At 34.6% G+C, this 13,864-nt stretch carries 16 protein-coding genes; 5 read left to right on the top strand and 11 right to left on the bottom strand.

What is annotated here, in order from left to right:
- Positions 1-130: 130 nt before the first annotated feature.
- Positions 131-1,345 carry a nucleotidyltransferase gene (locus tag KHA94_RS02615; protein WP_213100586.1) on the top strand — a complete coding sequence of 405 codons (1,215 nt, stop codon included), beginning with the start codon at positions 131-133 and terminating at the stop codon, positions 1,343-1,345.
- A 254-nt stretch (positions 1,346-1,599) separates the two neighbouring features.
- Here the strand turns inward: KHA94_RS02615 and KHA94_RS02610 are convergent, their stop codons facing one another.
- Together KHA94_RS02610 and KHA94_RS02605 are read right to left on the bottom strand one after the other, a co-directional pair.
- Entirely contained in the window at positions 1,600-2,616 is a 1,017-nt protein-coding gene (locus KHA94_RS02610) for a SepM family pheromone-processing serine protease (protein WP_213100585.1), read from the bottom strand.
- The gene (locus tag KHA94_RS02605; RefSeq protein ID WP_213100584.1) at positions 2,613-3,404 is read right to left on the bottom strand and encodes a patatin-like phospholipase family protein; all 792 of its coding nucleotides are present in this window, start codon (positions 3,402-3,404) and stop codon (positions 2,613-2,615) included. The genes KHA94_RS02610 and KHA94_RS02605 overlap by 4 nt, the downstream gene beginning before the upstream one ends.
- Before the next feature lie 340 nt (positions 3,405-3,744).
- Between KHA94_RS02605 and ylbJ the strand changes: the two genes are divergently transcribed.
- Positions 3,745-4,968: a sporulation integral membrane protein YlbJ gene (gene ylbJ / locus KHA94_RS02600; protein ID WP_213100583.1), complete on the top strand. Its 1,224-nt coding sequence runs from the start codon at positions 3,745-3,747 to the stop codon at positions 4,966-4,968.
- A gap of 188 nt (positions 4,969-5,156) precedes the next feature.
- On the opposite strand, the gene coaD is transcribed toward ylbJ, so the two are convergent.
- The 3 genes from coaD to KHA94_RS02585 form a co-directional block, all read right to left on the bottom strand.
- Positions 5,157-5,639, bottom strand: coding sequence for a pantetheine-phosphate adenylyltransferase (coaD, locus tag KHA94_RS02595; RefSeq protein WP_213100582.1), 483 nt, complete (start codon positions 5,637-5,639; stop codon positions 5,157-5,159).
- An 11-nt stretch (positions 5,640-5,650) separates the two neighbouring features.
- Positions 5,651-6,199: a 16S rRNA (guanine(966)-N(2))-methyltransferase RsmD gene (rsmD, locus tag KHA94_RS02590; RefSeq protein ID WP_213100581.1), complete on the bottom strand. Its 549-nt coding sequence runs from the start codon at positions 6,197-6,199 to the stop codon at positions 5,651-5,653.
- A gap of 375 nt (positions 6,200-6,574) precedes the next feature.
- Positions 6,575-7,996 (bottom strand): stalk domain-containing protein, encoded by a 1,422-nt coding sequence (locus KHA94_RS02585; RefSeq protein ID WP_213100580.1) that lies wholly within the window; start codon positions 7,994-7,996, stop codon positions 6,575-6,577.
- A gap of 217 nt (positions 7,997-8,213) precedes the next feature.
- On the opposite strand from KHA94_RS02585, the gene KHA94_RS02580 reads away from it, so the two are divergent.
- Entirely contained in the window at positions 8,214-8,603 is a 390-nt protein-coding gene (locus tag KHA94_RS02580) for a DUF7147 family protein (RefSeq protein ID WP_213100579.1), read from the top strand.
- 281 nt (positions 8,604-8,884) lie between these two features.
- Here KHA94_RS02580 and KHA94_RS02575 read toward each other — a convergent pair whose 3' ends face one another.
- The 5 genes from KHA94_RS02575 to KHA94_RS02555 form a co-directional block, all read right to left on the bottom strand.
- The gene (locus KHA94_RS02575; RefSeq protein WP_213100578.1) at positions 8,885-9,160 is read right to left on the bottom strand and encodes a YlbG family protein; all 276 of its coding nucleotides are present in this window, start codon (positions 9,158-9,160) and stop codon (positions 8,885-8,887) included.
- Positions 9,161-9,607: 447 nt separating this feature from the next.
- Positions 9,608-10,051 carry a YlbF/YmcA family competence regulator gene (locus KHA94_RS02570; protein WP_275950854.1) on the bottom strand — a complete coding sequence of 148 codons (444 nt, stop codon included), beginning with the start codon at positions 10,049-10,051 and terminating at the stop codon, positions 9,608-9,610.
- Positions 10,052-10,104: 53 nt separating this feature from the next.
- A complete protein-coding gene (locus KHA94_RS02565) occupies positions 10,105-10,536 on the bottom strand; it encodes a carbohydrate-binding protein (RefSeq protein ID WP_213100576.1) in 432 nt (143 codons plus the stop codon).
- 388 nt (positions 10,537-10,924) lie between these two features.
- Complete coding sequence (locus KHA94_RS02560) at positions 10,925-11,164, bottom strand: YlbE-like family protein (RefSeq protein WP_213100575.1); 240 nt, start codon at positions 11,162-11,164, stop codon at positions 10,925-10,927.
- Between the two features lie 21 nt (positions 11,165-11,185).
- Positions 11,186-11,587, bottom strand: coding sequence for a YlbD family protein (locus tag KHA94_RS02555; protein ID WP_213100574.1), 402 nt, complete (start codon positions 11,585-11,587; stop codon positions 11,186-11,188).
- 164 nt (positions 11,588-11,751) lie between these two features.
- Here KHA94_RS02555 and KHA94_RS02550 point away from each other — a divergent pair, with 164 nt between their 5' ends.
- Together KHA94_RS02550 and KHA94_RS02545 are read left to right on the top strand one after the other, a co-directional pair.
- A complete protein-coding gene (locus tag KHA94_RS02550) occupies positions 11,752-12,243 on the top strand; it encodes a PaaI family thioesterase (protein WP_213100573.1) in 492 nt (163 codons plus the stop codon).
- 15 nt (positions 12,244-12,258) lie between these two features.
- Positions 12,259-12,615: a hypothetical protein gene (locus tag KHA94_RS02545; protein ID WP_213100572.1), complete on the top strand. Its 357-nt coding sequence runs from the start codon at positions 12,259-12,261 to the stop codon at positions 12,613-12,615.
- A 69-nt stretch (positions 12,616-12,684) separates the two neighbouring features.
- Here KHA94_RS02545 and KHA94_RS02540 read toward each other — a convergent pair whose 3' ends face one another.
- Positions 12,685-13,602: a CAP domain-containing protein gene (locus tag KHA94_RS02540; protein ID WP_249365278.1), complete on the bottom strand. Its 918-nt coding sequence runs from the start codon at positions 13,600-13,602 to the stop codon at positions 12,685-12,687.
- Positions 13,603-13,864 lie beyond the last annotated feature (262 nt).

Here is a 13,864-nt window from a genome sequence, read left to right as displayed (position 1 = left end):
TCAATAAAATTTCTTTACAGTATAATGTGATCATTATCAGATTATTTTAACCCTTTTATCCTTTTTCAACCATCCTTTTTTATCCTTCACCTCCTCTCTTCTTTTTAAACTAAAATAAGGAGATAAATTAATGAATGCAGTTGGCGTAATTGTAGAATATAATCCTTTCCATAATGGGCATGCCTTTCATCTGTATGGAGCAAAAGAACAGGCAAATGCAGATATTGTTATTGCGGCAATGAGCGGCAATTTCCTTCAGCGCGGTGAACCTGCTTTAGTATCAAAATGGAAACGGACTGAAATGGCTTTAAAAGCTGGAGCAGATATCGTTTTTGAACTGCCATATACTTTTGCTACACAACAGGCTGATTCATTTGCAAGCGGTGCTGTATCAATTCTAGCAGCATCTGGATGCAATTCCTTATGCTTTGGCAGTGAATCAGGAAATATTGACAGCTTCTATCGAACCATTGATTTTCTCAAAAATAATAACGAACTTTTTCAACAAAAAGTAAAATACCATATTGCACAAGGCAATAGTTATCCAAAAGCAACATCTCTAGCCTTTCTTGATCTTATGCCAAATGAAGACATGCTTGATTTGTCTAAGCCAAATAATATTTTAGGTTACCAGTACATACTTTCTGTACAAAAACAACAGGCTTCTATTAATGTTTTTACTGTCTCAAGAAAAAGTGCTGATTACCATGATGCATATTTTTCATCAGAGACGATTGCGAGTGCAACGAGCATTAGAAAGGCGTTATTCTCTGAAAATGGGGATATTTCTTCCGTTAGGCAATATTTGCCTGATACATCATATAATAGCCTACTTGAGTATAAAGCAGAATACGGTCACTTCCATGACTGGGAACAGTATTTTCCATTATTAAAATTCCGGTTAATTCAGACAACACCAGCTCAGCTAAAAAACATTTACGAAGTTGAAGAAGGACTGGAGAATCGATTGATCTCAACTGCTCTAGAGTCTTATACATTCAAACAATTTATGGAAAAACTTAAAACAAAACGCTATACATGGACGAGATTACAAAGGACATGTGTTCACATATTAACGAATACTACTAAAAATGAAATGGATAGGAAGGTTGAAAAAGCATCCTATTTAAGATTGTTAGGAATGACAAGTAAAGGCAGAGAGTATCTAAACAAACATAAAGCGCAGCTAGGCTTACCTTTAATTTCAAAGCTTACCCTGGAGCAAAATGAACAGCTTATGCTTGATATCAGAGCATCTAGAATATATGCATTAGGTACAACAGGAAAAAATCAACAACGCTTGCTTGAAATGGAATTCAAACAGCCGCCTCTCATTTTAAATTAATTTTCTCCAAATAAAGAAAACTCGTTGATTGGTGAGCCTTGGAAAGGCGAAGACAAAGGCGTAGTTGCACTTATCTTGCTCATACATGCCACGTCCTCCCAAAAGGTTCTCTTTTGGTCGTGCGATGTTAATCACTATCGAAGCCTTCCTTGTCCTGTCCGTCGCACTTAATTCCTAAAATCGGCAACTACGTCGAATCATCTTCTACGCTGGCAATTTATACTTTAATGTGCAAAAAAAGCGGCGTTTCGCCGCTATTTTGATTTTAACTCTTGCAAATATTCAATTGCTTCATCAAATGTATCTACTGGCACAATTTTCATATCTGACTTTATGTCTTTTGCCGTTTTTACTGCAGCTTGGTAGTTTGAGTCATTAGCCCCATTTTCATTTGGAGCAAAAAAGATTTCAGCACCCGTTTTATCTGCAGCAACAATTTTTTGTTCAATCCCTCCAATTTCCCCCACATTCCCATTCGAATCAATTGTTCCAGTTCCGGCAATTTGATAGCCTCTAGTTAAATCTTCTTCAACTAGTTGATTATATATTTCTAATGAGAACATAAAACCAGCAGATGGACCGCCAATTTCTTCAGTATTAATGGTTACATCTGGCGTAACCTCAATTTCTTTATCGTCAACTAACGCAATTCCAACACCTATTTTTTCGGTTTCTGGAATTTTTGCTACAGGAATTTTAACTTCTTTAATTTCTTTAAGCCGTTCTATTGTAAATATAACTTCATCGCCTTCATTTTTTCCAGAAACATATTTAATAAATTGCTCCGAAGATTCGAATTCCTGACCATCAACTTTAAAAATACGATCTCCTGCTTTTAGCTTCCCATCAGCAGGCATATCCGGATATACATTTAATACAAAAATACCATTATAATGATATTTAATTGGAATTCCTGCTTTTTTATAAGCGGTTTCGATAGCAGCTTGTTTAGAAGTGGCCATTAAATGCAGCTGGCGGACATTATATTCCTCTTCCGTTTCATCCTCTCTTCTTATTGCTTTTATAGGAAAAATTTCCTGATATTTGCTTAGCTTCGCTATTGCATATGAATAAATATTCGCCTTTCCCATTCTCACTGTTGTAAGCATGAAACTTCCTTGTTCCTCATACCCATTCTCAACCTGTATTATCGGTTCGAGCTCTTTAGCCAAACCTGGTTTTGAAACATAGTATGGTAAATAGTAGAATGAGCTTAACATTAGGATAATTGCTGCAAATACGAAGGAACGCAAAAAATATTTATTTTTCATTTATTAGGAAACTCCTTCCATTCATTCATTAGTTCTTTTATTTTTTCAATATGCTTGCGAGTTTCCTCTTCTCCAATTCGAATAATATCTTCAATATTGGTAAATGCTCTTGAACTATACATTTCAACTCTTGGTCTAATCATTATATCAGACTCTATTTCCCTATGTGAAACTAATTCCATTTGCATGATGTCCAGACTTTGCATGATTACATCATAAATAGTGGTGATTTCTGTATTTATTTTTACATGGGAAACATCTATTGCAATGATAATATCTGCTCCCATTTCCTTTACAACAGATACAGGAACTCGATCAACAACTCCCCCATCAACTAAAAGACGGCCATTTAGCTTTTCAGGAACAAAAATGCCAGGAATGGAAATGCTTGCTCTAACCGCATCTGCAATCAATCCCTTCGTAAATACTACCTTTTCTCCTGTCATTAAATCTGTCGCAACCACACTTACGGGTAGTTCCAATTGTTCCAGTGTCTTTCCATGTGTAAATACTCGAATAAGCTCCTTAACCCTTTTCCCTGCAATAAATCCCATTTTTGGAATGGTGAAATCCAGATAATACTTTCGTTTAAATGCCTTTGACAATTTATAAAGACGATCAATATTAAGACCAGCTCCGTAAAAACAGCCGACCATTGCCCCCATACTGCTGCCAGCAATTAAATCAATTGGAATTCCTTCTTCCTTCAATATCTTAATAACTCCTAAATGAGCGAAGCCGCGAGCTCCACCTGATCCGAGTGCCAATCCTATTCTCGGCCGCTGCAAAAAGAATTCCTCCTCCCAAATCATAGAACATATTTTTTATCTGCTTATTCAATTTTAGAATAATACCCTGCTAGTGAGTAGCTAGATGTTCATCCAATTGCTGATACTTATCATGTTTCAATCTTATGGTCTATTTTAATATTCTATGAGTATATTGATTTATAGAGGACAAAGCTGACAAGTAGTGCAGATAATTTTGGCATTATTACTAATCACCTTTTTTACAAATATTTTTTAACATATGCAGTTCGAAAATTACATAAATGGGGCACTTCATATTAATGTGTTTTTCGAAGAGCTGTCAAAAAAGTTAGTTCATCTTTTGAGGGAGGCTTTGCCTGTGTTTCGTTCCAAATTAAAAACAATCATTCTTGCACTTTCCGTTACGATGATGGCTATTGCACTCATATCTTTTCCTCAAGAGTCAGTTGATGCTTCAATTAGAGGTCTAAATATGTGGTGGGAAATTGTATTTCCTTCCCTATTACCTTTTTTCATCGTTTCAGAAATGCTAATTGGATTCGGAGTAGTAAGGTTTATAGGTGTCCTACTCGAGCCACTTATGCGCCCATTATTCAGAGTTCCTGGAGTAGGCGGATTTGTCTGGGCCATGGGTATGGCTTCTGGTTACCCAGCAGGTGCAAAATTAACAGCAAGACTAAGACAAGAAAACCAAATAACAAAAACGGAAGCTGAACGACTGGTTTCCTTTACCAATTGCTCTAATCCATTATTCATTTTTGGAGCTGTTTCTGTTGGCTTTTTTAATAATGCTAAACTAGGAATTATTCTTGCATTAGCTCATTATCTTGGCAATTTTACGGTAGGACTAACCATGAGATTTTATGGACGAAAAAAAGAAGAAAGTAATCAAGAACAAAAAAGAAAACCATCTTTAAAACATGCATTGTCAGTACTTCACCGCACAAGAATTAATGATAATCGGCCAATTGGAAAGCTGCTTGGGGATGCGGTTATGTCCTCCATTCGAACATTGCTTATGATTGGAGGATTTATTATTCTATTTTCTGTAATAAATAAATTATTATTCCACCTCGGAATTACTGCTTTTTTAGCGAGTGGATTAGAAGTCATTTTATTAGCTTTTCGCTTACCTGTTGAATTAAGCACCCCTTTTATTTCGGGGATTTTCGAAATAACACTTGGCAGTCAAATGACTAGCCAAGTTCAAGAAGCCACATTAATGCAGCAAGCAGTCATTACTAGTTTCATATTAGCTTTCAGTGGGTTTAGTGTTCAAGCGCAAGTAGCAAGTATACTTGCCCAAACAGATATTGATTTTAAACCATTCTTTATTGCGAGAATCTTTCATGGTTTATTTGCAGCAATATATACAGCTATCCTCTGGAACCAAGTTTTCGAGCGTTTTTATAATTCTGAACAACCTTCTAAGGCTATCCCTGTTTTCTTAATAGGTGAAAATTCTTGGCTGCAAAGATGGTTTGCTTTCTTGACCGAGATTGGTCCTCTTTTTACAATTTTTGCACTATTAGCCTATACCATTTTACTTTCCAGCCGAATAGGAAAAGTCAACAAGTACTAAAACAACTGTATTTGATTGTTTTAGAAAAACTTGACGTTCGCCAAGACCTTTTTGGAAAATGCCTTAGTTTTCTTATGCGATCTTATTAGCAGATTTTAAATTGAAAACACACCTTACTTTAGTACATTAATAAACTTAAACTTTCCTGTTAGCTAAAAACAAACGAGCACAAAATGTGCTCGTTCATTTTAATCCTGAAATTTATTTTTCAATGCCTTTTCAACAGTCGGAGGCACTAGCTCAGAAATTTTACCATTATATTTAGCAACTTCTTTTACAATACTAGAGCTTAAGAAAGAGTATTGGTTATTAGTCATAATAAAAAAGGTTTCTATTGTATCATTTAATACTCGATTCATTGAAGTAATTTGCATTTCATATTCAAAATCAGAAACTGCTCTAAGCCCACGAATAATGGCACTTGCTTTCACATTGCTGGCATAATCGACAAGCAATCCTTGAAAAGAGGCAACCGTAACATTTGGAATATCCTTTGTTACATCCTTTATCAACTCTAATCTTTCGTCAACAGTGAATAGCGGATTTTTTGAAGAATTGTTTAGTACAACAACATGAATTTGCTCAAATACCTTTGCCCCTCTTCGAATGATATCTACATGTCCGTATGTAATCGGGTCAAAACTCCCAGGGCAAACCGCGATACCGCCCATAAAAATCCCCCTTAAAATTTATATATGGTTATAGCAATAATTCCATAAGTCTCGTGTTTTTGTTTGAATAATTTTCCTACATTATCAGGTAACAGTATTTCAGAGCCATGCTCACAAACGATGGTACCAGATTCACTAAGTAGGTTATTTTCGTTAATTAATTCAAGAAGCTTTAAGAGCTGCTGCTTTTTATAAGGAGGATCCAAAAAAATAATATCAAAAGCTAGTTCCCTTTTTATTAACGCCTTAATCGCTCTTTCTGCTTCATTTCGATAAATTTCAACTTTATCTTCAAATTCACAAGTTTTTACATTTTCGCGAATAGTCTGAATTGCTTTTCCATCCATATCCACAAAAATAACCTTTTCTGCCCCTCTACTTAATGCCTCAATCCCGAGACCTCCACTTCCGGCAAATAAATCCAGTCCCATTCCACCGTCAAAATAGGGTCCGATAATATTAAAAATTGCTTCTTTCACTTTATCTGTGGTTGGCCTAGTTGAATTACCTGGTACTACCTTCAATGTTTTCCCTTTACGTGTCCCTGAAACTACTCTCATTTTCATCACCACTATCAATTGAACAAATTCATTTTTTCCTTCCTATCCTATCATAATTTTTTCCCAATCGCCAACTTGTTTTACCTCGTATTTTCCTAATCTAAAACAAAATGCTCGATGTTTATAATTCAGATTCATATTGATTTTGTTGATGGAAAAAATTATCCTTTATCGTGTATATCAAAAGCTATTGTGGAGATAATGTTAGTAACAGCATCTATTCGAGGATGTTGTTGCCAACCGCGGAGAAGACTTACGTTTCCCCATAAGTTCTTCCTCCGGTTTCTCCTCTCCCTTTGCCTTCTATCCTATAAAAGGATATAGAAGGACCCTGCAGAATTCTGCAGGGTTTTTTCTTTCCAGCCTATTTGTGTTTTACAAAGAAATATTAATTTCCTCATTACCTACTTCTATATTTACCTTAAATAGTGTTTCAATCCACTCTTTATTCATATAGATATTACCATTTACATTTAATAATGGACTCTCTAATAAACCATAATCCTCTTCATTATAAATAAATATGTTTCGATTCAAAAAGAATCTATAGCTGTTACTCCCTTTTGCTAAGAGAATCGTTTCCTTATCAGACAGAATTTGCACATCGTATCCAAGAGCTTTCATTGTTTGAACAAATGGAAATAATCTCTTATCTTGTTCAATAACAACCTCAATATCCTTTTCCTCTTTACCAGATACGATAACTTTTCTAAAATCATAAAAGTAAAGAGGAATAATAGATTCTGTACTTTCTCCATTTGAAACGAAAAACTTTGATTTCCACCCTTTAAGCTCGCTTAAGTAATGATCCAATTGCTTCAGAGTTAATATTTCTGAACTTTCACTAGCTTTTTTGAAAAAAGAATTTAATTCCTCTTCGGAAAGCTTGTTACCCAATTCCTCAATTATTGCTTTGCCTTTTGCAGTCTTTGCTGCTTGATTTGTCGTATATGAGGTAAAAACATCTATTATCCAGTTTTGATCACTAGAAATATCCTTAAATTTTTTTTCGAAATAATAATTGATTAATTTTTGATTAAGTTCATCTTCATTTGTTTTAGGGCTTACTATCATGATTCCTTTTCCGTTCTCTTCACGATATTGGTCAGTAAAAACAACAGAAACAAAAGGAATTCCTTTTAATCTTTTCATTTCTTGAATATGATTCATATTTTCTAATCCTTGGCCGCCATAGTAAAAAACCTTCTCCATATTACTCTGCTTCATTTGAATTGGTTTAGGCTGCCAATACAAGGAAGATGCGTTACCAATTCCTTCAAAGTAATAATAATCGATTAAATCCATTTCTTTGAAACCTTTTATCGGAGCACCTGCTATCCAAGTCCCTCCTCTTCTCGCATTATCGATAATTTCTATTGAAGAGCTAGTAATAACCAGATCAGGTATACTTGTTACCCATTCATTTAGTAAAAAGGCCGACCCATTCGTTTGTACGGGTATCGTGTATTCAAATACTAACTCATTTTGATTCGCTTTAAAGGTATAAGGATTTTCATCCCCCGAATCGCATGGTTTCCCTTTCTTATCCTTACAGGACCAACGGAAAAGCGAATCAGGCTTTGAAACCTTGTATTCCTTTCCTGACATAAGCCCACTTATTTTTTGCGAAATTTGCAGTTCCTTTTCATTAGAATAAACAGTAATTTCTTGAATCGCTCTTTCAGAAGATTCACTATTTAAATCATTTTGCTTAGAATATGCTTTCCATTGCCATAACAACATTCCTCCAATGAATGTAGTCATAGCAATCAATACAAGTAAAATTGATTTCCACATTGGCATTCACCTTCATTATCAATCTAACATAACCATAACAAATCCCTCGACAACAGTCACATAAATTTTGCAAAAATAGACAAAAAATCGCTATTTATTTACAATATGGTGATTATATATTTAGTAATTATGCTTCAATTTCTTCTTTGGAAATGATAAAGTATGGATGGATAGTGACTATGTATGTATTTCCCTTTTCTAAAGGAGGAGTTTTGACTTGATTCAAAGATTTATCGAGCTTGGGGAAGGCTATTCAGATATTTATGAATTGATTGAAATTGCAAAGACAAACAAACATCGACTTTCTCACATGATGGCCTTTCACACAGTCATTGAAAACAAAAATATGACTTCCCTTGCAGTCATTTTAACCCCTAATTTACCTGGCAGCTTTCAACCACTATATGTATGCAGAGAAGGAATCCCAAATCCTAATTTTTTACCTAACAAGAGGTATGATTTATTTGCATCTGCAGCATTAGATCTCAATAAGAAAGTAATGCAAATTGATATTAAACCATCAACACATTTTGCAGATAAAGAGTTATTTTATCAATATTTAATCGGAATATTAAGACTGAACCATTATATTCCTCCATTACAATAAGACTCTGTTGAAGCTTAATGGTAATATTTACACTTGTTGATTGTAGCGGAAGGCGCGAGATCCTCGAAAACGCATTCGCATTTCCTTCGTGCGATGTTTATTCGGGGGAGATTATTCAACGTCCTGCGGGAAATGCGTGTCCAGGGGAGACTCCGCAAGAGCGCTCTTCGACGAGGAGACTCCCCGACCGATCGCGATCGCTGAGCGCCTGCAGTAGAAATCAACAACAACGTTTAACAAAGCCTACAATAAAAAGATGAGAGGTTTTTCCTCTCATCTTTTTATATTCCCATTTTATAATCGTATTCTTTTGCCTTATCAGGTTTTGAATTCTCGAATTCCATTTTTAAAAATGGCTTGTAAGAAGGCTCAACCAATTTAACAAAAGAATAAGAACTAATTTTAGACATTATGTCATCAGTATCAACAAGATCACAATATAAAACCACATATTTCAGACGTTTAGAAACATAATGAACATTACCAAATCTTCTTAACATTTTTGCCTGTTTCAATGAATAAAGCCAGACAATGATTCCTTGCCGTTGACCCAGCATATTTACTTCCCCTTCAATACAATTATTATTATTAGTCTAGCATACAAAAACAATAATTTTCAATGGGCTTTAAAAAGATCAATATCAGAATAATGAGTTATATTTATTTGTGATTAGAAAAACTTGGCGAATGCCTTAGATCTTCTTATGCGATCTTTTTTAGCAGATATTTAATTTGGGCACACACTTTACTTTACCTATTAGGTAATGAATACTCACTGATTGATGAGCCATAGCGCGGTGAAAACAGAGGCGTATTTGCACTTTCGCGCTCATACATGCCACGTCCTCCCAAAAGCTTCTCTTTTGGACTGCGATGTATCTCTGACGAAGCTTTCCTTATCCTGTGGCATTCGCCCGATTAGGACATCCTATCCATCTGTGCTAACAATTTATGATTTCTTAACATGTAAAAAACGGCATGGAAAACACTCCCATGCCAGATCATTAAGAACAACCACAGCTTCCTCCCGTTCCACAGCCTCCTCCACAGCTAGATAAACTATCGAAAAAGGGATTTCCAGTTGGAACCTTTATTTGCTCTGAAACTGAGCGACCGATTAAAATGCTCACTTCATCTAAAATACTTTGCAGTTCATTTTCAGCCTTTCTAAATTCAGCAACATACTCATCCATATCCATTTCTCTTTTTAATTCTCGGATCGATTTCATAACAGTTTTATATTCTGGATGGTATTTCCCGAATCGCTGAACTTCTTCATATAGCTCCTTTATTTTCACAAAGGCACTTATTTTACGTTGTGTTTCTTTGCTATTCATTAATCTATCTAAGCAATGGCGGTAAAAATCCGCCTCTACTGAGTTAATTATCATATTCGCAATTTTATTAGCTGTATCCAATATTTCAACTCTTTCAGTTGTCGCAAGCAAAGTTACGCTCACCTCCGACTCATATTTTACCATGAAACACTGGAATTCAAAAGCTATGGTATCGTTACAAAAAATTCTTTATTCATAAATGGAGATGAATTTTCCCCTTTTACAACCTCTAGTTTTAGACGATGTGTCCCTGCTGATAAATCTTTAACAATGAATGCTGCTGTTGAAAATTCCTCTCTTTTTTTACCATCAATATATAAAATTATTTTTCCCTTATCTGTTGAACTTGATTCTCTGAAGGTTACCCCATTTACAATACATTCAATCAGAACATCCTTCCCTTTGACTTGATGCTTTACAAAAAAAGGTGTATTAATAGGAGCTACAGCACCAATAACTGGAATCTCATTATTAAGTTTGATAAATTGAACATGTTGAGAGACAATTTTCGTCTCTGGCTTAGGCTTGTCCCTATGACAGCCTGAAACTATCAGTAACAAGGATGAAATTATATATAAATAAGCGAAATTTTTCATTTGCAAACTCTCCTTATCTGTAAAGTACACTAATGTATGTAAATATTGTTTACCTTGTTTGCAAATTTTACTCAATATGAATAGATACGTTTGAATGAAAGTTTGTACACTATTAATAATTAATGTGTTTAACTTCCCTGTTGATTTTGCAGGCACTAAAGCGTAGCGGGCGGGCGGAAGCCTCCTCGTCGCTATCGCTCCTGCGGGGTCTCCCTTTGACTCGCTTCTCCCGCAGGACGTTGAATAATCTTCCCCGAATAAAAATGCGAATGCATTTTCGAGGATCTCGCGCCTGCAGCGAAAATCAATAACAAAATAGCATTATCTACACTGGGCTTTAACATATCCAATAAATAAAAAGCTCTCTCATATGTAGAGAAAGCTTTCGTTAAGATTTTGTATTCATCGCTTGAAACATACTCATCATCATAGTGGCCATTTGCACACCATTTGTGAACTTCTCAACCTTATGAGGTATTGTTTTCCTATAGTAATTTAACGAAGTAACTTCGAGTGCTTGAAGATCATATGGATTACGTGACAACCTTCGATACCACTGAGGCTGCTCCCTAATAAAACTCTGTAATTCTTGATTTCTTTCAAGATAATCAATAATTTCTCTTCTCATAGTTACATGTCTTCCCCTTTACTAATCTTTATTAAACACAAAAGGATTTTTCGGCTTCTGATCTATACTTTTTGGCTGATTGATTTGACCTCCTCCTTGAAATTGTGAAATAACGCCTTGAACTGTTGATAAAGCCTTACTTACATTTTGAATATATCCCTCCATTTGGTTTGGATCCATTTTCTTTAATGAATCCATAATATTTGTCATCCAGTCCGATTTTTTTTCTTCAGAAAGCGTTTCTTTATGATTCTCATTTCTGAAAGTATCCCATCTAGAGTCATCCTCTCCAAGCAGGTACCAATCTTCAAATAATTCCTGCAAAGTATGTTTGCCTGATCTTACCTCTTGAATAATTTTCGGATTATTCTTTACAAATCCCTTAAATTGCTCAATAGATGGATGAAGCTTCTTCTTAGTCATTTGCTTTCTTCACCTCGGTTTGTTACAAATGCCTATAATATTTTATGAAGGATTATGAAAAAGGTGAAATTTTCTTGATTAAACTAAAAAAAAAACCAAATTTAAAAAATAGTGATTTTAATGGTACTATAAATGCAGACTATTTCTGAAAGGTGAAATCAAAAATGAATAATCAGCTTAATGAGCTTATCAAGGCGTGTATAGAAAATGCAACAGAAGAAGAATTAGAAGTACTCACTACCATTCTTTCTGGATTTCAAAAAAAACAAAAACAAATAAACAGTTCTTACGTAGGCGGTTTACTTCATATGGAAAGAACGATTCAGGATGAAATTTGTGAATTAACAGTGCCTCTTAGCCCTTTTCTTCATAATTCTTTAGGTATCGTCCACGGAGGAATGACAGCTACTATTATTGATTCTGCCATGGGAACATTAGCTAACAGCTTGCTACCAGACGGCTTTAGTGCTGTTACAACTCAACTTAATATTCATTATTTATCTATTGGAAATGGGGATTATCTACAATGTAAAGCACATATTGATCATAAAGGAACAAAGACAATGGTCATTTCTGCAGATGTATATCGATCTGATAAAAAGAAAGTAGCCCAAGCAACTGGCAGCTTTTTTATTATTAAGAATAAAAAACAATAATTTGGTGATGTGGATATGGTAACTGCTATAGTAATACCTTTAATTTGTATTTATTTTTACTGGCTTACCAAAAAGGAAATGCGTGATAGTCATCAAAAGTGGTTACTATTAAAGAATGTTGCTGAAGAGGCAATGATTTCAGGTGAAATCGTGCATATTAGCGGACAAAAACAGAGATTTTCCTATCATCGTTTTGTTTATGTACATGAACTAACCATCCAATCTGAACTTAAAAAATGGAAAGTGAAAAAAATAATCCCCATTGAAAAGGGTTTTCAAATTTCTCATTTAAAAATAGGAACAATCGTCCGAATTTATGGTAATTGGAAAAAAGATTATTTCGTTGTTAGCAGAATTCAAAATATGAAATAAAAAAGAGCTTGTACAACATATGTGCAAGCTCTTTAAAGTAAAGATAAGATATGATATAAAAATAATAAATTATTCCTGCCATTTTTCAATAAAATTTTGCGTGTAATGCTTTTTATATACACCAACCCCAAGGTGAGTAAATTGTTCATTTAACAAGCTTTCCCTATGACCCTTACTATTCAGCCAACCTTCAACCACAGCAGCTGCATCCATATAGTTTGCTGCAATGTTCTCACCTGCAATTTGATAAAATACACTTCCAGCTTCTAAACGATCTGACAGATCGCCGAATTCTTCTGATATGTGAGAGAAATTCTTACTTTCAAACATATCTTTACTATGAGCTAACGCTACAGCTGCTGTTTGTTCATCCCATTCTAAAGGATTTAAATCGTTTCGGACACGGATAACATTTGTAATATCAAATATCTGCCTTTCCTTCCCTCTTACTACTTCTTCCTCATTAACTGGCATTTCATCATTTGCATCAAGCAATTCGCCTCTATATACCATTTCATAAGGGTGTTGCTTTATTAAAGTCGCGGTATCCAAGACTCTTATACTTGATAAAGTTCCACTAAATTTATCTAAATAGAGCTGAGCGAAAATATCACCGATCTTAATAAGAGGACGAGTATTCAAATCATCCTCGGATAATTCAAATTTATAAGAACTATTGTCATAATCAATACTAATAGTTGTTTCAAGTATAGTGGCAGAATAAATATCTGCGATTGGCTGGCCAATCTTAAAAGGAGGAATGTGACTATCTGAACCAGTCGCGTAAATAGTTACTATTTTATCATCATTTACTCCAACCTGAACATAATTATTCTGATTTATTGGATAAATCCACCACTCATACCCGTAAAGAGATGGATCTTTTCTTGTTGGATTTCCCATAATATTAATTAAATGATTGGTAGATTTCCCAATAATACTAATTAAACCTTCTTCTGGCATTTTAATTGTTGCTGCATTAAGCAAGGAATCATTTTCCTCAAGGTCATCGTCCACTTTTGGATTTGAAACAACCCCATTTATTAATACATCTTCTTTTTTGTGCGATCCAATATTAAAATATAGACCAATTATCAGTAAACTTGAGATGATTATTAATATTCGAATAAGAATCCTCAGAATTCTGCCTCCTTTCTATCATTTTATTATATATATATGTTCACTTCTTGATATTAGTATATCATTATCAAAATTCTTTTTAATAGAAAGACCAGAAAATTCTAATAAG

It is taken from the genome of Cytobacillus citreus (assembly GCF_018343665.1).
Lineage (GTDB): Bacteria > Bacillota > Bacilli > Bacillales > Cytobacillaceae > Cytobacillus > Cytobacillus citreus.
Note: the sequence above shows the minus strand (reverse complement) of the source record. Positions and strands in the feature narration are given on the sequence as shown.

What these genes read in the sequence shown, in the direction of transcription:
- KHA94_RS02550 (WP_213100573.1), top strand. Translation starts at nt 11,752, where the DNA reads ATGAATAATCAGCTTAATGAGCTTATCAAGGCGTGTATAGAAAATGCA.
- rsmD (WP_213100581.1), bottom strand. Translation starts at nt 6,199, where the DNA reads ATGAGAGTAGTTTCAGGGACACGTAAAGGGAAAACATTGAAGGTAGTA.
- KHA94_RS02615 (WP_213100586.1), top strand. Translation starts at nt 131, where the DNA reads ATGAATGCAGTTGGCGTAATTGTAGAATATAATCCTTTCCATAATGGG.
- KHA94_RS02575 (WP_213100578.1), bottom strand. Translation starts at nt 9,160, where the DNA reads ATGCTGGGTCAACGGCAAGGAATCATTGTCTGGCTTTATTCATTGAAA.
- KHA94_RS02545 (WP_213100572.1), top strand. Translation starts at nt 12,259, where the DNA reads ATGGTAACTGCTATAGTAATACCTTTAATTTGTATTTATTTTTACTGG.
- coaD (WP_213100582.1), bottom strand. Translation starts at nt 5,639, where the DNA reads ATGGGCGGTATCGCGGTTTGCCCTGGGAGTTTTGACCCGATTACATAC.
- KHA94_RS02560 (WP_213100575.1), bottom strand. Translation starts at nt 11,164, where the DNA reads ATGAGAAGAGAAATTATTGATTATCTTGAAAGAAATCAAGAATTACAG.
- KHA94_RS02585 (WP_213100580.1), bottom strand. Translation starts at nt 7,996, where the DNA reads ATGTGGAAATCAATTTTACTTGTATTGATTGCTATGACTACATTCATT.
- KHA94_RS02565 (WP_213100576.1), bottom strand. Translation starts at nt 10,536, where the DNA reads ATGAAAAATTTCGCTTATTTATATATAATTTCATCCTTGTTACTGATA.
- KHA94_RS02610 (WP_213100585.1), bottom strand. Translation starts at nt 2,616, where the DNA reads ATGAAAAATAAATATTTTTTGCGTTCCTTCGTATTTGCAGCAATTATC.
- KHA94_RS02555 (WP_213100574.1), bottom strand. Translation starts at nt 11,587, where the DNA reads ATGACTAAGAAGAAGCTTCATCCATCTATTGAGCAATTTAAGGGATTT.